This is a genomic window from Thioclava sp. IC9 (assembly GCF_002213225.1).
GTDB classification, from domain to species: domain Bacteria; phylum Pseudomonadota; class Alphaproteobacteria; order Rhodobacterales; family Rhodobacteraceae; genus Thioclava; species Thioclava nitratireducens.
In genome coordinates, this window is record NZ_NBNX01000013.1 from 20,064 (window position 1) to 40,250 (window position 20,187).

The window sequence follows — 20,187 nt, forward strand, 5'->3', positions numbered from 1 at the left end:
GACCGCACCATACATACGCATTCCGGAGAATTGCATGTCACGCATCGCCGATTCAGCGCCTGCGGTGGAAGTTCATGACCTGTCGAAGGCCTACGGTCCCACCGTCGCCAATGACAAGGTCAGCTTCTCCGTCGCTCGCGGCCGCGTCCACGCCCTGCTCGGCGAAAACGGCGCCGGCAAGTCGACCACCATGAAACTGCTCTCGGGGCTCGTGCGACCAGATTCTGGCACGATCCGAATAGGCGGCCGCGACGTTAGCTTGCGCAATGCGCGCGACGCCCATGCCGCGGGGATCCAGACCGCCTTTCAGGAGCTGACGCTGGTGCCGGACCTGAGCGTGCTCGACAACATGCTGCTGGGCCGGTCGCGCCGGACGATAATCGGCACGCTGGACCGCAGCCGTGCGCGGCGCGAAGTGATCGCACATTTCGAAGCGCTGGGCCTCGACGTCGATCTCGATGCGTTGGCCGAGGAACTGACTTTGGCTGTGCGCCAGAAGATCGAGATCGCCCGCGCTCTCTACCGCCGGCCAGAAATCCTTTTGCTCGACGAGCCGACATCGGCGCTCTCTGGCAGCGATGTCGACTGGCTCGGCCGGATCATCGCGGACGCGGCCGCGCAAGGAATTACCGTGCTGTTTATCTCGCACCGCTTGCCCGAAGTGCGCGCCTTCTGCGACACGCTCACCATCTTGCGCAACGGACGGTCCGTAACCTCGGCGAAGGTCGCGGATGTCACTGACGCTGAAGTGGTCGAGATGATCGTGGGCCGCTCGGTCGAGAATGCCTTCCCGCCGCGCCGCGCCCCGAAGGCGATCGCGGGGCAGGTCCCGGTTCTCGCCACCCGCGCGCTGTCGGCTGGGCCGAAGCTGCGCAAGGCCGAGATCGCGCTGCACAAGGGGGAAATCCTCGGGATTGCCGGGCTGCAAGGCATGGGGCAGGAAGCGCTGTTCTCCGCCCTTTTCGGACAGGAGCGGTTGCGCGCGGGCCATATCGAGCTGGACGGGACGCCCCTCCATCTGCGCGCCCCGGCCGACGCGCTGCATCCGTCGGTCGCGATCGGGCTCGTGCCCGAGGAACGCAAGACGCAAGGTTTGTTCCTGGAACTCAGCGGGCGGCAGAATGCCAGCCTGCCCGTGCTCTCGCGGTTTCACCGGGGGCCGGTTCTCGATGACGGGGCGGAGGCGCGTGCCGCTGCGGGGGCTTTCGCCGCCGTCGAGGTGGACGAACGCGCGCATTACCTGCCCGCGGGTGCGTTCTCGGGCGGCAATCAACAGAAGATTGTGCTGGCCAAGTGGCTCGTGGCGCAAAGTCGGATTCTGCTCCTCTTCGATCCGACGCGCGGCATCGATGTCGGGACGAAAGAGCAGATCTATGGGCTGCTGCGCGCCTATACGGATGCAGGCGGATCGGTCCTGCTCCATTCCACCGAAATCCCTGAACTCGTGCATCTGTGCGATCGGGTCGGCGTCCTCTACGAGGGTCGGCTGTCGTGTTGGCTCGAGGGTGAAGAATTGAGCGAGAACGCGATCATGCAGGCCACGCTCGGCGGGGACGCACCGCTGAAAGGAGACACGACGCATCCGAAACAGGAGGTCCGGGCATGAGTGACCAAAGCCTATCATCCGGGGCCGCGCCGCGGCGCAAGTCCTCCAACTGGCTACGCAGCCTGCGTCACGGACAGGCCGTGATCGTCGCGGCGCTGGTGCTGGCGGGCCTCATGGCGTTGAACGCGGGGCTGAGCCCCTATCCGCTGAGCTATTTCGACATTTCCTTCCTTGCGAGTGGCGGGGCAACCTCCGCGATTGCGGCTGCGGGGCAGACACTGGTTATCCTGTCGGGCGGGTTCGACCTATCGGCAGGCGCGGTGGTCTCGCTGGTCAACGCGGTGCTTGCGACCTCGATGGACCCGGCGAACATGCAGGCCTCCGTGCCGCTCTGGACCGCGATCGGGATCGGTATCGGCATGGCCGTGGGCGCGGTGAACGGCTTTTTCGTGGCTGTGGTGCGCCTGCAGCCCATCGTGGTCACCTTGGCGGTGATGTTCATCGTTCAGGGGCTGACGCTTCTTGTAATGGCGATGCCGGGCGGGTTCGTCGCGCCTTCCCTCGCATCTGTCTATCTTGGTGACACGATCCCTGGGCTCCTCCCCGCACCAATCACGCTGATGCTCGTGCTGGTGGCGCTGTGGCTCTGGCTCAAGCGCACGGGCTATGGGATCACGCTCTATGCAGTGGGCAGCGATGCCGAGGCTGCTCGCGCGACGGGGCTTCACGCGCGCACCGTTACCTTCGCGACCTACGTGCTCGCAGGTGGGCTCTACGGGCTCGCGGGTGTTTTCGTGAGCGCCCAGACCGGCAGCGGCGACCCGCTGGTGGGGAACTCGCTTCTGCTGCCGACCTTCGCGGCTGTGGTGATCGGCGGCACCCGTCTTGGCGGTGGCAAAGGCGGCGTGCTGGGCACGATCCTCGGGGCCTATATCCTGATGATCGTGGTAAACCTTCTGCTGTCGCTCAACGTCTCAGCTTACTATTCGACCATCGCGGAAAGCGCAGTGCTCCTGATCGCCGTGCTCGCAGGCTCGCTGCGCCGTGACAGCACGCTCTCGCAACGCCTGCGCGAAGTCACCGATGCGATCGGCGCATGGCGGCGCGGATGGCTTGTTGGCCAGCGCTCGGGTGAGGATCACAGGCTGGCTTTCACGCGACCGGCAGAGACCGCCCCCGCGCAAAGCTTTCTGCAACGTCACGGTCATACGCTGCGCCACGTTCTGCCCGCCTGGATCTGCCTCGTGGTGGTCCTGATCGCGACGCAGCTGGTGCTGGGCAATGTCTTCAGCGGCTGGCGCTACTGGGACTCGCTCCTTGTGCTCTCGAGCTTCCTCGCGATCCTCGCGCTGGGGCAGGGCGCGGTGATCCTGACCGGGGGGCTGGACCTGTCGTTGCCCTGGTGCATCGCGCTGTCGGGCGTGATGCTGACCGGGCTCGTTGGCGGCCAAGACATGGGGTTGCTCACGGCGCTGCCGGTCGTCTTCGCGGTGGCTGCGCTGATCGGGCTCGCGAACGGGCTGGGCGTCGTGGCGCTGGGCCTGTCGCCGATCGTCGTGACGCTCGCGATGAACGGCATTCTTCAGGGTGCGGCGCTGATCTGGTCCGGCGGCACGCCCGCCGGGTTCGCACCGCCCTCGCTGCGTTGGCTGATGACCGGCAAGCTGATGGGGGTGACCCCGGTGATCATCTTCATGGCCGCCTTCGTCGCGCTCGCGATCGTCCTCTTGGGACGCACCGGGTTCGGGCGCCGGGTCTACGCGGTCGGCAACAGCGAACTGGCTGCGCGCCTCTCGGGGGTGCGCACGGGGCGGGTCATTATCTCTGTCTACATCCTCTCGGCGCTCTGCGCGGCGCTGGTCGGCGTTCTGCTGGCGGGCTTTTCCGGACAGGCGAGCCTCGGGATGGGGGATGACTACCTTCTGCCCTCGATCGCGGTCGTCGTCGTGGGTGGGGCGCTGATCACCGGTGGCCGCGGGCATTACGCGGGCATGCTGGGCGGCGCACTGCTGCTGACCGCGATGCAGACCCTGCTTGCCGGCACCGCGCTGCCCTTCGCATTCCGCTCAGTGTTCTTCGGGCTCGTCATCCTGATGGCCGTGATCGCATTGCGCAAATAACCAAGGAGATTTCGATGAGTGATACATCCAGGATGAAATTGCCCGGCCTCGAGGGCAAACGCGTTGCGGTCACGGCGGGAGCTTCCGGCATCGGTCTGTGCATCGCGCGGGAACTGGCTCGGCAAGGCGCGCGGCTGGCTATCTGCGACATCGATGAGGCCGCGCTTGAACGGGCCGCGCAGGAGCTGGGCGCCGAACTGGCCCTGCGCGCCGACGTCTCGGATGACGCGGCGGTGGCATCTTTCTTCGAAGCGATCGGCAACACCCTCGGCGGGCTCGATGCGCTGGTCAACAATGCCGGCATTGCGGGGCCCACCGGCTCGGTCGACGAAATCTCGCCCGAGGATTGGCGGCGCTGCCTCGATATCGGCCTGACAGGTCAGTTCCTATGCACGCGGAAAGCGGTGCCGATGCTGCGCGCGGCAGGGGGCGGAGCGATCGTCAACATCTCCTCCTCGGCGGGCAAGTTCGGCTATGCGTTCCGCACGCCCTACGCCTCGGCGAAATGGGGGGTGATCGGGTTCACCGAGAGCCTCGCGAAGGAGCTCGGTCCCGAGAATATCCGTGCCAATGCGATCCTGCCCGGCATTATCGAAGGGCCGCGGATCGAAGGCGTGATCGCAGCCCGCGCGAAGCAGACCGGGATCAGCCATGAAGAGATGACCGAGCGGTATCTGTCGAACGTCTCTCTGCGCCGGATGACCCCGCCCGAGGACGTGGCGGACATGGCCGCCTTCCTGATCGCCGAGACCGGGCGCAACCTGTCGGGGCAGAGCTTCCCCGTCGATGGCAATGTGGAGACCTTGTGATGAAAGAGCCTGTCGCCTGCGTCGGTTCGGGGCTTATCGGGCGTGCCTGGGCCATCGTGTTCGCCCGTGCCGGTCATCCGGTGCGGTTGTGGGACGAGGTGCCCGCGGCGCCAAAAGCCGCGCGTGACTTCGCCGCCGAGATGCTGCCGGAACTGGCGCGCCTGGGCCTCATCCCCGGCACCGCTGAGGAAGCCCTCGCGCGCATCGAGCCGGTCGCCACGCTCGAAGAGGCGCTCGAGGGCGCGCGGCACGTGCAGGAGAGCACCTTCGAGGCGATCGGGGTGAAGCGCGAAATCTTCGCGCGTCTCGACGCGATTGCCGGACCCGATGTCGTGCTCGCCTCCTCGTCGTCGGCCCTGCTGCCGTCGGCCATTTCCGAGGGGCTCGCGGGACGTCACAGGGTCATGGTCAATCATCCGATCAATCCCGCCTATCTCGTGCCCGCGGCAGAGTTGGTGCCCGCGCCCTGGACCGATCCCGCGCTTCTTGAGCGCACGGCGGATCTTCTGCGCGACGCCGGCATGCGCCCGATCGTCATGCAGAAGGAAATCGACGGCTTCGTGATGAACCGCCTTCAGGGCGCGCTTCTGCATGAGGCGTTCCGGCTTGTGGCCGATGGATATGCCAGCACTGAAGACGTCGATATCGGGTTGCGCGAAGGGCTGGCGCTTCGCTGGTCCTTCATCGGCCCGTTCGAGACCATCGACCTCAACGCGCCCGAGGGCGTGCGGCAATATGTGACGCGCTATGGCGGCATTTACGACGCCATGGCTGGGCAACCCGCGGCGGACTGGCGCGGCCCCGTGCTGGACCGGATCGAGGCGGAGCGCCGTGCGGCGCTTCCCGCAGACGAGCTTGCTCAGCGGCAGGCGTGGCGAGACCGGCGCCTCATGGCGCTCGCCGCGCATAAGCGCCGCGCAACAGACGAAATCGGAGATTGATAGAATGCCAGACAAGGTCATCCTCACCTGCGCCGTGACCGGCGCCATCCACACGCCGACGATGTCGGACCACCTGCCCATCACGCCCGACGAGATCGCCGAAGCCGCGATCGGGGCGGCCGAGGCAGGGGCCGCAATCTTGCACCTGCATGCCCGTGACCCCGAAACCGGCAAGCCTGACCAGTCGGCCGAGGCCTTCGCGCCGTTCCTGGGCCGGATCAAGCAGGCGACGAACGCGGTGGTGAATATCACCACTGGCGGCTCGCCCTACATGACGGTGGACGAACGCACGAAGCCCGCGGCGCAATGGGCGCCCGAGGTCGCTTCGCTCAACATGGGGTCGATGAATTTCGGCTTCTTCCCGCTTCTCGCGAAATACAAGGAGTTCAAACACGCATGGGAGCGCGAGCATCTCGAGGGGTCGCGTGACCTCGTCTTCCGCAATTCGTTCAAGGACATCGAATACGTGCTGGAGACCTGTTACGACAACGGCACCCGGTTCGAGTTCGAATGCTACGATATCTCGCATCTCTACAACCTCGCGCATTTCGCGGATCGTGGCCTCGTCAAGCCGCCGTTCTTCGTTCAGTCCGTTTTTGGTTTGCTGGGGGGCATCGGAACCCATCCTGAGGATGTCATGCACATGAAGCGCACGGCAGACCGTCTCTTCGGAAAGGATTTCCGTTGGTCGGTTCTGGGGGCTGGCAAGGACCAATTCCGCATCGCCACACAGGCGCTGAGCATGGGGGGCAATATCCGCGTCGGTCTCGAGGATAGCATCTGGATCTCGCGCGGCAAACTTGCAGAGAGCAACGCCCAACAGGTCGCCAAGGCGCGCGCCCTCGTCGAAGGGCTGGGCCTCGAGCTCGCGACGCCGGACGAGGCGCGCGAGATGCTCGCGCTCAAGGGCGGCGACGCCGTGAACTTCTGAACCGGATACCAAGGGAGGAGACCAACATGCAGATCGATATTCTGCTCGACGTGAAGACGACACTGGGCGAGGGCCCGGTCTGGGACGTCGAAAGCCAGCGGCTCTATTTCATCGACTCGATGGATGGACGGGTCTTTCGCTGCACGGCGGACGGGACGGAGCTGCGCGCCTGGGATGTGCCGGGCAAGATCGGCTCGATGGCGGTGCGCAAGGACGGCAAGGGGGCCATCGTCTCGCTCGACAAGGGGTTCTGGTTGCTCGATTTCGACAGCGGCGATTGCGAGTTGCTGCACGACCCGGAGGCCAATCTCGCCACGACCCGTATCAATGACGGCAAATGCGACCGGCGCGGTCGGTTTTTCGCCGGTTCGATGGATATGCAGGAGGAGGGGCCGCTGGGCGCACTCTACCGCGTCGATCCCGACCTGAGCGTTACCAAGCTCGAGGAGGGGATCATCTGCTCGAACGGGCCTTGCTTCTCGCCGGACGACAAGACCTTCTACTTCACCGATACCTGGACCGGTGAGATGTGGGCTTACGACTATGATATCGAGACGGGCGGCATTTCGAACCGTCGCACCTTTGCGAAGGCGGATACCTCGAACGGCGGCGCGGCGGACGGGGCGACGGTCGATGCAGAGGGCTATTACTGGATGGCGCTGGTCTATGACGGGCGGATCTGTCGCTTCGCGCCGGACGGCACACTCGACATGGAAATCCCGATGCCAGTGAAGAAGGTCACGAGCGTCCAGTTCGGCGGCCCCGATCTCGACGTGCTCTACGTCACGTCGATGGCAAAGCCCCCGCTGCCGCGTTTTCCTGACGACGGTGTTCAGCGCGGCAGCCTGTTCGCGATCCGCGGTCTCGGCGTGAAAGGCGTGCCGGAGCCGCGCTTCGGCGGCTGAGTGCTCAAAGCCGGCCTCATCTAAAAACCTGCGCGCGCTTCGCGCGCAGGCGCACCCAGAACGATTGCGTGAGACCGGAGAGCGGCCAGCGCTCGGACTGATCGTGGCGGTTCGTTTCCCAAAGGGAGCAGTGCGAAATTCGCCTCTCCGGAAAAGTTATCCCTAGTAGGTCAGCCACTCCAAACTCTCTCCGATGCGGAGCCAGGAATTTTCCTGAAATTTTCTGACCGGAATTTTCAGGTCGGCGAGGGACACTGGTCCCATGAAAGATTTTGCAAACTCTCCCGCCGATCTGGCGCGCGCCAATCCTCGGGCCGCGTCGACCCATATACAAACCTGCACCCTCTCAAAGGCGAAGAGTCAGCGCATGCATGACTATCGGTTGGGGCGCATCCCCGCCTATGTCGACCAGACGAAACTGCGCGACAACCGCGTGCTGATCCGGTTGCGTCCGCTTACACAGGTGCGCGCCGAGAATGCGCGGCTTCGCGAACAGGCCGGTCGGCAGCGCAAGATGAAATCGAACGCGGCGGTGGTCACGATAGGAGTGATCACTTTCGGCGTGCTTGCCGCACGAGATTTCATGAAGCTTTCGCCGAAGCGTCAGAACAGGGCATTTAGAAAGCTCGCCCGGAGCCTCGCCAAGAAGTTCGCCACAAAGGTGGAGTCACTGGTCGTTCATCTCGATGAAACGACGATCCACGCGCATTTCATGCTGCGCGCCTACGACCATTCCGGCCACGCGCTCAGCGACAATATCAAGCGTGATGCCACCGTCTCGATCCAAGATCTCACGCACCGCGTGCTCGCGCGCTTCTGCCCCAAAATCGAACGGGGACATCGCAAGCTCGATCGTCTTGCCGCAGGAGCGAATTATGTCGAGACACTACATCGGAGTGTCCGGGCTCTCCACCAAGATCTGCCGCGGGAGATCGAAGAGCGGGAAGCAGAACTCACTGCGTTGGAGGTTGCAAAAACAGAGTTGCTGGCCTCGATCGACCAGGGGCGCAAAGATCTCGATCGTCTGAGCGAGGAGCAGTGCGCCAAGCGCATTGCCCTGACGTCGGAGCAGGCCGAACTCGACACCCGGGTCCGAGAGATCGATGCGCGGAATGAGGATGTTCGGACGCGTGAGGACAGCCAGCAAAAGCGCGAAGATGGGCTCGACCGGCGCGAGGCGAGTGTCATCAAAGACAAGGCAGATCTTGCCAAGGAGCGAGGGACGCAGCGTCTAGTTGCAGACCAACTTGCCAAGCGAGCGGAGGAGGTCGAGGCGGCGCGCACTGAGGCCGAAAAGATCCAGATCACTTACCAAGCTGCGCTTGCGGCGATGGAAGGCGCTCTTGCGGAAATTTCAGATGGAACCCTTCGACGCGACCCTGCCACAGGCAAGCTCGTGATGAGGGACGCATCTCTTCTACGGGCGCTCCCGGAGGAGCTGCGCGTGGGGCTTTTGCGACCCATGCGTGGGCTCGTGGATATCAGGTCGCGGGTAGATCAACGATCCAGGGAGCTTGATAGAAGGGGCCGGGACTTCGAGGAAAAGCAGGCCGCCGTTGGCGAGGTCATAACTGCGCTGGCCGAAGGCCGTGCCGAAATCTTGAGCGGCGATATCGTGATGCGGGACATGCCGGCCTCTCTCAAGGCGCTCGGTGAGACTGCGGAGGACCGGATGATCCAGGCTATTCTCGATCTCATCGTGCGCGCTGGAGAGGTCGGGGTTGGTGCGCTGCAGCAGGCGCGCGATTACGAGATTGATGGGCCGGGGATGGGGTGATCTCGGCAGTGGGAAGGGGCAGCTGGCTTGAAAAGTCTCGCGATAGAGGTCTGGGGAGTAGAACATGTTGCTCTGCTAAAGTTTTTTGATCGCCGGCGTCGCAGTTTCCGGGGGGGCAATCCACAGAGAAGCAGAGCATGGCGGAGAGTGACGATATCTCGAAAGCCTTGGGCAACCTTACGCGGTTAGTCATCGCCCCAAGGCTGATCGTTCCGGCAGCGATCGATCAGCCAGTTTTTGAAACGTTCGGCAGAGGGTGACAGAACTGCTCCTTTGGGCACTGCCATATGGTAGGAGAAGGAACTTTTGAAGCTTCTCCCGAGCGGATTGACCAATGCGCCTGAAACAAGCTCCATCTCGATCATGCGTTTGGAAAATAAAGAGACCCCGACCCCGTTGATCGTTGCATTCAATTGAAAGTGGCGGTCCTCAAGCATCATGTGCTTTTGGTCTGAGCCGATTTCGATCAAGTTGTTCTTGAGGACCTCCGACCACATCCGCTTGTCATCGACGTGTAGCAGGACACAGCGACGTAGACTGGCAAGGTCGATGATAGGGTTGGATTGGAGATAGCCGGGACTGCACACGACAACCAATTCTTCCTGCCAAAGACGAGTGACGTCAAAGTTTTCCCAGTCCCCGCGTCCCCATTGAATGCCGATATCGGCAAAGCTAGCCGCACGCTCGTGCCGCACGTAGTCATTGTTGTGATTTAAGAACGATATTTGCAGATCTGGATGCGCTTGCCACATCCCTTCAAGACGCGACGACAGCCAACGACTTGCAAACATCGGGAGGACGGCAACGCGGACCATTTCCGTCCGGTAGAGAATTTTGCTGAGCCCTGTTTCGATCAAGCTCAATGCTTGATCAGCATAGTTCGCCAGAATCTCGCCTTCATCGGTGAGGACCAGCCCACCGCCGTTGCGTTCGAACAACGTCTTGCCCGTCTGGGTTTCCAATTTCCTGATATGATAGCTTACTGTGCTCTGGCTGGTATTCAGAAAATTGGCAGCGTGCGTAATGTTCGAGAGCCGCGCCACGGTTTCAAACACTTGAATTGAATTGAGATTCTTAACCCTCACAGTGCTTATCCTGTGTCGATGATGTTGTTCATTTCACTTAAGGTATCGAAAAAATAGATGACGCGTAAGATTCTTTCTATTTTCCCGACCATCTCCGCGGCGGTTACAACCTGAGCACGTCATCACGTTGACGACAGGGAGGGGAGACATGGAAGGCATCGCGCTACGGGTGAGGAACTTGCACAAGTCCTTTGGTGGCGTGCATGCCATTCGGGATTTGTCCTTTGATGTTGCCCCGGGGCAGGTGGTCGGACTGATCGGTCCTAACGGCTCTGGAAAGTCGACGACAGTAAACTCACTCGCCGGTTTGTTCTCGGCGACCTCCGGTGAAATCATTCTGGACGGCGTTCCGATTCAGACTTTGCCGGAACACAGCCGGGTTGCGCTGGGTCTGGCCAGAACATTTCAAACAGCCAGCGTTTTTCCGGAATTCACGGTTCGGCAACAGGTGCGCCTCGCCAGCATTGTGACTCTCAAATCGAACCCGCTGGCTTCCATCTTCAAGTTGTCCGTCGGTCATGGCGATGATGCCGAAACAGAAGCCCGGATCGACGAAATTCTGCACCTGACAGACCTTTATCAAATCGCAGACAAGTTGGTCTCGACGATTTCTTCCGGAGAGCAGAGATTCCTGATGATTGCGACCGCTCTCGCGGCCAATCCCAAAGTCGTGCTTCTGGACGAACCCGCAGCCGGATTGATTTCGCATGAGCGCAAAACGCTGAGCGAGATGATCAAGAAAATCCGTCGTCGGGGCGTGGCGGTGCTCGTAATCGAGCATCACATGGCGCTCATCATGGATGTCTGTGACCGGATCGTAGTTCTGAATTTCGGCTCGAAGATCGCGGAGGGCACTCCGGACGAAATCCGTAATAATCCAGCCGTTATCGACGCCTATCTCGGGGAGGCCACTTGATGCTCAACGTGCGCGGGCTCAAAGCCAGCTATGGTCCGATCGAAGTAATTCACGGGATCGATCTTGAAGTGAACCAAGGTGAATGTGTTGCGCTTATCGGTGCAAACGGGGCTGGTAAAACTTCGACTCTTCGCGCGATCTGTGGGCTGATCAAACCGACTGCCGGACAGATCACTTTCGAGGGCAACGATGTTACCGGCAAGAATGGCCACGACATCGTTCGTGCCGGCATCACGATGTGTCCGGAGGGACGACAAGTCTTTCCGGAGATGAGCGTCGTCCAGAACCTTCGCTTGGGTGCATATGTCCGTAAGGACTCCGAGCAAGAAAAAGACATCGAAGAGATGATGGATATGTTTCCGATCCTGCGTCAACGAGCTGAGCAGGACGCCGGGACGCTATCGGGTGGGGAGCAGGAAATGCTCGCCATCGCGAGAGCCCTAATGTCGAGGCCGAAACTTTGCATCTTCGACGAGCCGTCCTTGGGGCTGGCACCGAAAATCGTCGCCGAGGTGGGGCAGACGATCGATCGTATTAAGAAAATGGGCAAGACGATTCTTCTGGTGGAGCAGAATTCGCTTTTGGCGCTGCGACTTGCCGATAGAGCCTACCTTTTTGAAGCGGGAGAGATCGTTCTGGAGGGAACGGGAGAAGAGCTTCAATCGCATCCGGAGGTAGCGCGGGCCTATCTAGGCCACTGATCAGACGCGCCCACCAGCGCGCGAGATCCGGTATTTTCACTCAGGGAGGAAGAGAGATGAAATTAGGCACACTGCTTAAGACGACTGCGGTGGTCATAACGACCCTTGCCGCGACAAGCTTGCCAGGTTCTGCAGAAGAAAAGACACTTGATATCGGTGTGAGCGACGCCCTGACTGGCGGCGCCGCAGTTTACGGACTGCCGCAGAAGAACGCTGTCCAAATGGCGGCTGACGAGATCAACGCCGAAGGAGGCGTGAAGGTCGGCGAAGACAATTACATGCTGAATGTCATTGCCTATGACGACAAGGCAAACCCGACTGAAGCTACCAACGCCGTGCGAAAGTTGATCGATCGCGACGGGGTGAAATACATTTTAGGGTTCTGCTGCTCGGGCTCGACGGCCGCCGTGGCTTCCTTCATCGGCAATGAAGACGCAGTTATGCTCGTGGGGAATGCTGCTGAGCGTTCGATCACGACCCTCGGGCTTTCCAACCTGACCCGCACCCGTCCCCCCGCCGACTATACTGGCGCGGCGGCTGGTAAGTTTGTGGCAGATAAGGGGTTCAAACGCGTCGCCGTCTTGGGCGCCTTGGATGTCAGCTTCTATGCCAGTTACGTCGATGCTTTCGAGAAATCGCTGAAAGCGGGCGGCGGTGAAGTTATCACGCGCGAGTCATTCTCTTTGAAGGATCGCGACATGACCCCGCAATTGACGAAAATTCGCGGAATGAACCCGGATGCGTTGCTCGTCGTGGGATATGTCGAACCGGCTGCGTTCATCTATCGTCAGGCGGTCGAGCTGGGCATCGATGTGCCTAGGTTCGGCTTCACGAGCGGCAGCGAAGAGCAGTTCCTGAGTGTTGCCAGCGACGAGCAAATGGAAGGCGTATGGGACCTTCGTCCGACCGAGCTAACGCTGCTTTCGACTACTGATAACGGCATTGCTTATCACAAGAATTACTCTGAGAAATTCGGCGCGGCGCCATCGCCGAGTTCGCCGTATGCCTATGATCAGGTTTATGCGCTGAAGCACGCACTGGAAAAAGCCGGGACGGTCGACGACACCGAAGCTGTCGCGGAGGCGCTGCGCGAACTTCCGATCCCCGACGAGGCAGTGATGCAGTATTTGCCGGTCGACGGAAGGCTTTTTGACGCGAATGGCCAAGCTTATACCTCGAACGGTGCCTTCCAATGGCAAAAGGGGAACTGGGTATTCGTTCAGGATCTACCCTCTGATCCCAAAGCCTATTCCGAGTTCCTCAGCTCGCTTCACTGATCCTGATTGCAGCGCCGTGAACCTCGGGTTGATGGCGCTGCTCCACTGACCCCGCTCTGTCTGCTGGCGTGTATGCGTGCCTGCGGTAGTGGTCTCATGAGCCAGTTCTGGGAAAGCAACGGAAACATGATTGAGATAATTCAACAGGTCATAAACGGGCTCGCGATCGGCGGCGTCTACGTTTTGATCGCTCTGGGCCTAACGATGGTGTTCGGCATCCTCGGAATCGCCCATTTTGCCCACGGCTCTGTCTCGATGTTTGGAGGCTATCTGACGTTTTTCCTCTCGAGCTCCATAGGCTTGCCTCTCGCGCTGGCGATTTTGATCGCCCTGATAGTGGGCATCGTTCTCGGGATCGCGATTGAGCTCTTGGCCTATCGTCCAGTGCGCAACGCGAACCATATAAATGCCTTCATCGTTGCCTTGGGGCTGACGATGATGGTTGAGGGGATCAATCTCCAATTCTTCGGAGCCGATCAGGTCATCATCCAGACCAATTTTGATCGTGTTTTCGAAATTGGTGGCGTCACGGTTCCCGAATTGCGGCTCTATGTAATCCTGGCGGCGATTGCGCTTATCGGAGCGATGACCGTTTTCGTCGAAAAAACGAAAACTGGGCAAGCGATCCGCGCAGTCGCGCAGAACCGGGATGCCGCGATCTTGATGGGGATCAACGTCAATACGATCCCGCTCATAGTTTTCGCAATCTCCACAATGCTCGGCGTTTGCGCAGGCGTGATGGTCGGCTCTCTGTTCGCAATCGCGCCAGGCGTCGGCGAGGGGCTAGTGATCAAAGGCTTCGCCGTTCTCATCCTTGGCGGACTGGGGTCCATCCCTGGCGCTGTGGTGGGTGGCCTTGTGCTGGGCGTGACCGAAGCGCTGGCAGCAGGCTTCATATCCTCCGCCTATAAAGACGTCATCGCTTTCGCTGTGATGATAATCGTCCTTTTGGTGCGCCCGCAGGGCTTGTTGGGGAAAGCGTGATGAAGGTCGTAGCAAGAACTGTTTTTTACGCCGCCGCGTTGGTCGGGCTCATTGCGATGCCGCACCTGATTTCCGTCAAATACTATCTACACCTGAGTATTCTGGCCCTCGTCTGGGTGATCTCTGCGCAGGGGCAAAACCTGATACAGGGTTACACCGGTTATGTCTCTATTGTGCAGGCTGGATTTATGGGGATCGGTGCCTATAGTTCCGCACTCTTAGGAATTCACTTCGGACTTCCGGTCTGGCTGACGATCGTTGCAGCTCCTTTGATCACCGCGCTTTTCGCTCTCGCGACGGGCTATCCAAGTCTCAGAGTCAAAGGGCACTATTTCGCGATCGTCACGCTCGCATTCAATATGGTGATTTTCATTGTGTTGATGAACTACACGTCGTTGACCCATGGCGAAGCTGGCATTCCCGGGATTCCGAAGCCTGGTAGCAAAGGCGGCCTCTTCAACTTCCGCGATCGCGAAACCTATTATTACTTCATGGTCATCTGCGCGGTCGGCATGACCGGCCTCGCCGCTCTTATTGCACGCTCTCGCGTAGGCCAAATCTTGGTCGCCATCCGGCAAAATGAACCCATGGTCACGGCTGTCGGCATTCCGGCGTGGAAATACAAACTTTTCGCCTTTGTAACTTCGGCGATGTTCGCAGGGTTCGCAGGCGCACTTTACGCTCATTATCAGAGCTTCATTAATCCCGATGTATTCGGTGTCGCTCAGTCGCTCGATGCGATCTTGGCCGTGATAATGGGAGGTTCTGGAACGATTGCTGGACCCGCCATTGGCGCATTCATCGTCGTTTTCCTGCCCGAGGTTCTGCGGTTCGCCGACAGCTTCCGATTAATCCTGTACGGCCTGATCCTCGTGCTGGCGACGATCTTCATGCCGCGCGGAATCGTGGGGCTCTCCAGTGATATTTTCGATAGGCTTACGCGCCGGGTGCAGAAATGACTGGCGCTGAGCTAGAAGATTATCTGTTTCGGGTTCGTTCCTTCGCTCGCGAAAGGGTCGCCCCTGCTGCTGCAGGGTGGGCCCAAGGGCGCGCTGTTTCCATGGACATGTTCCGCAAAGCGTCGGAGCTTGGCCTGACCGGGTTAGAAGTGACCGCAAAGCTCGGCGGATCCGGACTCGGCTACGCCATGAAGGCCAAAGTATGCGAGACCTTAGCCGCTGCAGATTTCGGCTTCGCGATGTCGCTCGTGAATACTCACAACGTTGCCTTGAAACTTTCGCAGTGCGCGAGCGATGCCGTGCAGAAACGATATATTCCCGGGCTCCTCAACGGCGAGTTATCGGGCTGCACCGCGCTCACGGAACATAGCTCGGGCTCCGATTTCGGTGCGATCTCGATGCGCGCTGTGCGGTCCGAAGGCGGTTGGACGCTAAACGGTGAAAAAATCTGGATAACCAACGCCCGTCATGCGTCGGTGGCGATTGTCTATGCGCAATGTGGCGACATCGGAGCGCGTGACGGGATCGCGGCGTTTGTCGTTGATCTGAATGCCGAGGGAAGTGTTCGAAGATCCAGAGACGCGGGCTTTTCTCTAACAAGTGCTGGCATCGGCGATTTCAGCTTATCCGATGTTTTTGTGCCAGACGATCATCTCCTTCTCGCTCCGGGCACAGCATTCAAATCTATCCTGACCGAGATCAATGGTGCCCGCACCTACGTGGCCGCGATGTGCTGCGGGATGTTGGATGCCGCCCTAGATGAGGCATCTTCCTATGGGCAGGCGCGCAGAAGCTTCGGTAAGTCTTTGGCCGAGCACCAAGGCTGGCGGTTCGCACTGGCTCAGGCTGAAGTAGATTTAGCAGCCTCCTGCGCACTCGTAACGGCGGCTATTGCCCAAATCGAAGGCGGTTCGGATGCGCAACTATTGTCGGCACAAGCAAAAATCCACGCGGTGCAGACATGTCAGCGGCATCTTGCGACTGCGCTGCACGCCATGGGCGCGGAAGGCCTTCGGCAAGAGCACTGCGTAACGCGGCACATCGGCGCGGCACAGATCGCGGCGCTCGTAGATGGGACGACAGAGATGCTGTTGGAGCGCGTGGCAAAGCTTGCCCGACCAGCGTCTCAGTAAAAAAGGAACGACTTCTATGCAAGTATTTCAGATCGAAGGCGACTGGGGGTTTGAAAACCTCAAGCTAAGCACACGCCCCGAACCGGTCGCGGGCAGAGGGCAGGTCCTCGTGGCGATGCGCATGGCCGCGCTCAACGCCCGTGATCTTATCGTTCCAGCACGCGGTTATGGACGCGCGACGGGTGAGTTGCCGCTAATTCCAGTTTCCGATGGAGTTGGGGAAGTTGTTGCGACCGGCGAAGGGGTGACGCGTGTTGCTGTAGGTGACCGGGTTTGTCCCACGTATTTTCAGAACTGGGTGAGTGGCGAACCCAGTTCCACGCGCTTCTCTTCGGCGCTTGGGGGGCCGCTTGATGGTGTCATGACAGAGTTGATGTGCCTTGATCAGAACGGGGTCGTTAAAGTTCCAAGCTACTTATCTGACGCCGAAGCCGCGACTTTGCCGTGCGCAGCCCTCACGGCGTGGAGCGCGATTGCTACTTACGGTCAAACGCGTGCCGGCGAGCAGGTGTTGATCCAAGGGACGGGTGGGGTGGCATTGTTTGCACTAGCTTTCGCCAAGCTGCATGGGGCGCATGTCACGGTGATTTCTTCAAGCGACGAAAAACTTGAAACGGTTCGCACTATGGGCGCAGACGCCACTATCAACTACCGCGAGATACCCGATTGGGCGCGCGCCAGTCGTGAAATTACGAGAGAGAATGGAGGCTTCGACAAGATCATTGAGCTGGGTGGCGAGGCGACTTTTCCACTTTCACTACGTGCCATCCGACCGGGTGGAACGATATCGATGATCGGAGTGCTTTCAGGTCTCAAGCTTGAGGCGTCGCTTGGGCCGATCGTTGCACGTCAAATCCGTTTGCAGGGAGTTACCGTCGGACATCGAGATGGCTTCGAAGCCATGCTCAGAGCTATGTCGCAGCACGAAGTGAAACCCGTTTTAGGAGATCGTTTCGCGTTCAAAGATCTGAAGGCCGCGATGGCGCATCTGCGCGAAGGGGACAATCTCGGAAAAACTCTGATCGAGTTCGGAAAATGAACACGCAAGGCAACATCTTTCACCCCCGTTTCTTTGCAGAACGGGAACCTGAACGTCTTGCCTACGTGATGTGCGATACGGGAGAAGCGGTCACATTCGCCCAGTTGGAGGCACGCGCAAATCAGGGCGCAAATCTTTTTCGGGAGCGAGGGCTTAAAACTGGCGATCACATTGTGATTGTCATGGAAAATAGGCGTGAATTCATGGAGTTGTGCTTCGCAGCTGATCGCGCCGGATTGTATTATACAACCGCCAGTACTCACCTAACTGTCGACGAGATCACCTACATAATTACGGATTGCGGCGCAAAACTGGTCGTCACTTCAGAGAAGTTTCCCGAGCTTGTTGAGCGGTTGGAATCCGCGCTTTCTTCTGACATCGAACTCTATTCGGTCGGCGCTCAAAAGGATGCTCTTGACTGGCAAGAAGCGGTAGCGCGGCAGCCGGTAACTCCGGTTTCGGACGAGTGCCAAGGGCTTGATATGCTCTATTCCTCCGGGACAACCGGGCGTCCGAAAGGCATCAAATGGCCCTTGGTTGTTCAAGATCCCGGCGGACACACGATGCTTCTGGATCTGCTGACGTCACTTTTCGGATACGACGCGCATACGCGCTATTTGTGTCCTGCGCCCCTCTATCACGCCGCGCCGTTGCGCCACACGATGGTAACAATCAAAATGGGCGGAACTTGCTATATCATGGGCAAGTTCGATGCGGAGAGGGCGCTGAGGATCATTGAACGCGAGCAGATCACCCATAGCCAATGGGTGCCGACAATGTTCGTGCGGATGCTCAAGTTGGAACGTGAGGTGCGTGATCGTTACGATATTTCTTCGATGGTCATGGCGGTGCATGCGGCAGCCCCATGCCCTGCCAGTGTCAAACATGAGATGATCAAATGGTGGGGGCCAATAGTTCACGAATATTACGCCGGAACCGAAAACAACGGCTTCACCGCCATCACCACCTCAGAATGGCTCGAGCACGAAGGGTCAGTCGGGCAGGCGAAACTCGGTATCCTTCATATCTGCGACGAGCAGGGCGAAGAAGTTCCAGTTGGCACGGAGGGCGAAATCTTTTTCGAGAATGGGCACCAATTCGAATATCACAATGATCCAGTTAAGACCGCAGCCAGCAAGAATGCCCGAGGCTGGACCAGTCTGGGTGATATCGGTCGTGTGGATGAAGAAGGATACTTATATCTGACTGATCGCAAGTCCTTCGTGATCATCTCCGGCGGCGTCAATATTTACCCACAAGAGACGGAAAATGTATTGCTCGATCACCCGGCTGTTCTGGATGTTGCCGTGATCGGGGTTCCCAATGAAGACTTTGGTGAAGAGGTGAAGGCCGTCGTTCAGCTGACTTCTGGAGAGACCCCCTCGGCGGCGCTTTGCAAGACGCTGATGGAATATTGTTCTGCGCGGCTTTCTCCGGTGAAATGCCCTCGAAGTATTGATTTCCGGGCTGAATTGCCGAGAACTGCCACTGGGAAGTTGTTCAAGCGGAAGTTGCGTGATGAGTATTGGCCCGAAGCGACCAAAGCGTGAGGCGACAGGTGTTTAACCAAATCGGGGAGTGCTCGGTTCGGGACATCCAGAGATATTTCGATTCTTTACATTTCAATAGCTTGAGAGTGGTCCAGCGTGCTCAATCAACAACATGCGATGTCGCGACGCAAGAACCTATAGGCCGTGAAGATGCCTGGTCGCATGTAGGAACGGGCAAGCTCGAAAAAGTAGACCGCCCCTGACGATGTTATCGCGGCGCCTTTCGACAGCCGTGCTGAGATTTAGGAAGGCACCATTGTGATAGATGATATGCCGCAATTTCTCGCAGAGCTTTAGCGAGAGCGCGGACGACCGAATGATCCGTGGTGCGCTGAAACTCCTGATGAAGACCGGGTAGGTCGGTGGCGTTGAAATCCGGCGTCCCGGCTCGGACGAGATCGACGGGCCGGGGATGAGGTAATCGCGGGCGCTTTCTGCGGGATACCCTTCGGCTCGCTGAAGGATAATCAAACAATCCGCTCATCTTCCCCGGGAGAGGCTTTCAAATGGAGCTGTTGAACATTGGCGCAGCGTCCTATGATCCTCATGGTGAGTAAGCGAGCCTGAAATGCAGATGAACGGCAAAGCCAAAGATCCGGCCCGGATGGCCGCCGTGGCGTTCCAAGCCTATACGCGCATCGTCGCGTTCTGGGGTCTCAGCGAGAAAGAGGCCGCCAGCCTCGCGGATATGGCCGAGAGCGAGTGGACGCGTGCGAAGGCGCGTGATTTCGCAGGCGAGCTGACGCGGGACCAGCTCCTGCGCCTGAGTGCGGTGGTGGGAATCTACGAGGCGCTCGAGCTCTATTTTTCCGAGCCGCTCGCGAGAAGTTGGTTCACGCGGCCGAATACGGGTCACTTGTTTGGCGGCCGCCGGCCGGTCGTGACAGCGATCGAGGGTGGGTTGCCGCAGATCCTCGCGATCCGGACCTACCTCGACGGCCTGTTGGAAGGCGCATGAGCGCGCCCGGTCACCCATAATTCTGGGCCATTGTCACGGCCTCGATCCAGACCTGCCATAACTGGAGTAGGTTAATCCCTCCGCGTTGCGCTCGTGGATCTAAGCTATTGAAGGCAAACGTTTTGTTGCCTCTGCGGTCGGAAGCTTGGCCGTAGGCGCAACAAATTTATCAAAATCAAATACTTATAGCAATAATGGCGTATGGGCCCGGAGAGGGGCGGCGCCGCAGGGGGGCGCGCGGGCCTGCTCCGCCGTTGGCGACGCCCTGAGGGTTGGTCTGTAACCGTTATTTTGGTCGATCGAAGGTGCGCCTCGGAGCGCTTGAGGTAAGCTGGCTCGACGAAGACTTCAGCCCATCGGCTTGGCGAAGCTATGTTCATCCGAACGTTTGCTGAGCAAGTGCCAAGGGGAGGGGGCTTTAACAGTTTCCATTTGACTTATACTTTTCGCATCATGTATCATCTTTATGATGAAGAAATTTGTAAGTATTGGCGAGGCCGCAAAGGCCCTGGGCGTGACACCCCTCACCCTGCGCAGATGGGATGAGAGCGGCAAG

At 59.5% G+C, this 20,187-nt stretch carries 18 protein-coding genes; 16 read left to right on the forward strand and 2 right to left on the reverse strand.

From position 1 onward, the window contains the following. The first annotated feature begins 34 nt into the window (after window positions 1-34). From B6V76_RS18985 to B6V76_RS19015, 7 genes are all read left to right on the forward strand, one after another. Window positions 35-1,606: a sugar ABC transporter ATP-binding protein gene (locus B6V76_RS18985; protein ID WP_088728242.1), complete on the forward strand. Its 1,572-nt coding sequence runs from the start codon at window positions 35-37 to the stop codon at window positions 1,604-1,606. Continuing rightward, a complete protein-coding gene (locus B6V76_RS18990) occupies window positions 1,603-3,666 on the forward strand; it encodes an ABC transporter permease (protein WP_088728243.1) in 2,064 nt (687 codons plus the stop codon). Before B6V76_RS18985 ends, B6V76_RS18990 begins: the two co-directional genes overlap by 4 nt. A 14-nt stretch (window positions 3,667-3,680) precedes the next feature. Next, window positions 3,681-4,475 (forward strand): SDR family oxidoreductase, encoded by a 795-nt coding sequence (locus B6V76_RS18995; protein ID WP_088728244.1) that lies wholly within the window; start codon window positions 3,681-3,683, stop codon window positions 4,473-4,475. Then, window positions 4,475-5,416 (forward strand): 3-hydroxyacyl-CoA dehydrogenase, encoded by a 942-nt coding sequence (locus B6V76_RS19000; RefSeq protein ID WP_088728245.1) that lies wholly within the window; start codon window positions 4,475-4,477, stop codon window positions 5,414-5,416. The genes B6V76_RS18995 and B6V76_RS19000 overlap by 1 nt, the downstream gene beginning before the upstream one ends. A 4-nt stretch (window positions 5,417-5,420) precedes the next feature. Beyond that, window positions 5,421-6,347, forward strand: coding sequence for a 3-keto-5-aminohexanoate cleavage protein (locus tag B6V76_RS19005; RefSeq protein ID WP_088728246.1), 927 nt, complete (start codon window positions 5,421-5,423; stop codon window positions 6,345-6,347). A gap of 26 nt (window positions 6,348-6,373) precedes the next feature. After that, on the forward strand, window positions 6,374-7,252 hold the full coding sequence (locus B6V76_RS19010) for an SMP-30/gluconolactonase/LRE family protein (protein ID WP_078540081.1): 879 nt from the start codon (window positions 6,374-6,376) through the stop codon (window positions 7,250-7,252). A 262-nt stretch (window positions 7,253-7,514) separates the two neighbouring features. Beyond that, on the forward strand, window positions 7,515-9,029 hold the full coding sequence (locus B6V76_RS19015) for a plasmid recombination protein (RefSeq protein WP_088728247.1): 1,515 nt from the start codon (window positions 7,515-7,517) through the stop codon (window positions 9,027-9,029). 185 nt (window positions 9,030-9,214) lie between these two features. Here B6V76_RS19015 and B6V76_RS19020 read toward each other — a convergent pair whose 3' ends face one another. Beyond that, window positions 9,215-10,114, reverse strand: a complete 900-nt coding sequence (locus tag B6V76_RS19020; protein WP_075777432.1) for a LysR substrate-binding domain-containing protein — start codon at window positions 10,112-10,114, stop codon at window positions 9,215-9,217. Between the two features lie 148 nt (window positions 10,115-10,262). Here B6V76_RS19020 and B6V76_RS19025 point away from each other — a divergent pair, with 148 nt between their 5' ends. The 9 genes from B6V76_RS19025 (at window position 10,263) to B6V76_RS19065 (ending at window position 19,631) form a co-directional block, all read left to right on the forward strand. Then, window positions 10,263-11,030 (forward strand): ABC transporter ATP-binding protein, encoded by a 768-nt coding sequence (locus tag B6V76_RS19025; protein WP_088728248.1) that lies wholly within the window; start codon window positions 10,263-10,265, stop codon window positions 11,028-11,030. After that, window positions 11,030-11,731, forward strand: a complete 702-nt coding sequence (locus tag B6V76_RS19030) for an ABC transporter ATP-binding protein (RefSeq protein ID WP_088728249.1) — start codon at window positions 11,030-11,032, stop codon at window positions 11,729-11,731. The genes B6V76_RS19025 and B6V76_RS19030 overlap by 1 nt, the downstream gene beginning before the upstream one ends. 56 nt (window positions 11,732-11,787) lie before the next feature. Further along, complete coding sequence (locus B6V76_RS19035; protein ID WP_075777429.1) at window positions 11,788-13,008, forward strand: ABC transporter substrate-binding protein; 1,221 nt, start codon at window positions 11,788-11,790, stop codon at window positions 13,006-13,008. A gap of 96 nt (window positions 13,009-13,104) precedes the next feature. Continuing rightward, window positions 13,105-13,992, forward strand: a complete 888-nt coding sequence (locus B6V76_RS19040; RefSeq protein WP_240497909.1) for a branched-chain amino acid ABC transporter permease — start codon at window positions 13,105-13,107, stop codon at window positions 13,990-13,992. Continuing rightward, the gene (locus B6V76_RS19045; RefSeq protein ID WP_088728250.1) at window positions 13,992-14,951 is read left to right on the forward strand and encodes a branched-chain amino acid ABC transporter permease; all 960 of its coding nucleotides are present in this window, start codon (window positions 13,992-13,994) and stop codon (window positions 14,949-14,951) included. The genes B6V76_RS19040 and B6V76_RS19045 overlap by 1 nt, the downstream gene beginning before the upstream one ends. Further along, window positions 14,948-16,084, forward strand: coding sequence for an acyl-CoA dehydrogenase family protein (locus B6V76_RS19050; RefSeq protein ID WP_088728251.1), 1,137 nt, complete (start codon window positions 14,948-14,950; stop codon window positions 16,082-16,084). Before B6V76_RS19045 ends, B6V76_RS19050 begins: the two co-directional genes overlap by 4 nt. Before the next feature lie 16 nt (window positions 16,085-16,100). After that, window positions 16,101-17,123 carry an NAD(P)-dependent alcohol dehydrogenase gene (locus B6V76_RS19055; protein WP_088728252.1) on the forward strand — a complete coding sequence of 341 codons (1,023 nt, stop codon included), beginning with the start codon at window positions 16,101-16,103 and terminating at the stop codon, window positions 17,121-17,123. Beyond that, complete coding sequence (locus tag B6V76_RS19060; RefSeq protein WP_088728253.1) at window positions 17,120-18,673, forward strand: AMP-binding protein; 1,554 nt, start codon at window positions 17,120-17,122, stop codon at window positions 18,671-18,673. The genes B6V76_RS19055 and B6V76_RS19060 overlap by 4 nt, the downstream gene beginning before the upstream one ends. Window positions 18,674-19,241: 568 nt before the next feature. Further along, window positions 19,242-19,631 carry an antitoxin Xre-like helix-turn-helix domain-containing protein gene (locus tag B6V76_RS19065; protein WP_088728254.1) on the forward strand — a complete coding sequence of 130 codons (390 nt, stop codon included), beginning with the start codon at window positions 19,242-19,244 and terminating at the stop codon, window positions 19,629-19,631. A gap of 348 nt (window positions 19,632-19,979) precedes the next feature. Here the strand turns inward: B6V76_RS19065 and B6V76_RS20220 are convergent. Further along, on the reverse strand, window positions 19,980-20,187 hold a 208-nt coding region (locus B6V76_RS20220; protein ID WP_240497910.1), incomplete at its 5' end, for a hypothetical protein.

What these genes read in the sequence shown, in the direction of transcription:
- B6V76_RS18985 (WP_088728242.1), top strand. Translation starts at nt 35, where the DNA reads ATGTCACGCATCGCCGATTCAGCGCCTGCGGTGGAAGTTCATGACCTG.
- B6V76_RS18990 (WP_088728243.1), top strand. Translation starts at nt 1,603, where the DNA reads ATGAGTGACCAAAGCCTATCATCCGGGGCCGCGCCGCGGCGCAAGTCC.
- B6V76_RS18995 (WP_088728244.1), top strand. Translation starts at nt 3,681, where the DNA reads ATGAGTGATACATCCAGGATGAAATTGCCCGGCCTCGAGGGCAAACGC.
- B6V76_RS19000 (WP_088728245.1), top strand. Translation starts at nt 4,475, where the DNA reads ATGAAAGAGCCTGTCGCCTGCGTCGGTTCGGGGCTTATCGGGCGTGCC.
- B6V76_RS19005 (WP_088728246.1), top strand. Translation starts at nt 5,421, where the DNA reads ATGCCAGACAAGGTCATCCTCACCTGCGCCGTGACCGGCGCCATCCAC.
- B6V76_RS19010 (WP_078540081.1), top strand. Translation starts at nt 6,374, where the DNA reads ATGCAGATCGATATTCTGCTCGACGTGAAGACGACACTGGGCGAGGGC.
- B6V76_RS19015 (WP_088728247.1), top strand. Translation starts at nt 7,515, where the DNA reads ATGAAAGATTTTGCAAACTCTCCCGCCGATCTGGCGCGCGCCAATCCT.
- B6V76_RS19025 (WP_088728248.1), top strand. Translation starts at nt 10,263, where the DNA reads ATGGAAGGCATCGCGCTACGGGTGAGGAACTTGCACAAGTCCTTTGGT.
- B6V76_RS19030 (WP_088728249.1), top strand. Translation starts at nt 11,030, where the DNA reads ATGCTCAACGTGCGCGGGCTCAAAGCCAGCTATGGTCCGATCGAAGTA.
- B6V76_RS19035 (WP_075777429.1), top strand. Translation starts at nt 11,788, where the DNA reads ATGAAATTAGGCACACTGCTTAAGACGACTGCGGTGGTCATAACGACC.
- B6V76_RS19040 (WP_240497909.1), top strand. Translation starts at nt 13,105, where the DNA reads ATGAGCCAGTTCTGGGAAAGCAACGGAAACATGATTGAGATAATTCAA.
- B6V76_RS19045 (WP_088728250.1), top strand. Translation starts at nt 13,992, where the DNA reads ATGAAGGTCGTAGCAAGAACTGTTTTTTACGCCGCCGCGTTGGTCGGG.
- B6V76_RS19050 (WP_088728251.1), top strand. Translation starts at nt 14,948, where the DNA reads ATGACTGGCGCTGAGCTAGAAGATTATCTGTTTCGGGTTCGTTCCTTC.
- B6V76_RS19055 (WP_088728252.1), top strand. Translation starts at nt 16,101, where the DNA reads ATGCAAGTATTTCAGATCGAAGGCGACTGGGGGTTTGAAAACCTCAAG.
- B6V76_RS19060 (WP_088728253.1), top strand. Translation starts at nt 17,120, where the DNA reads ATGAACACGCAAGGCAACATCTTTCACCCCCGTTTCTTTGCAGAACGG.
- B6V76_RS19065 (WP_088728254.1), top strand. Translation starts at nt 19,242, where the DNA reads ATGCAGATGAACGGCAAAGCCAAAGATCCGGCCCGGATGGCCGCCGTG.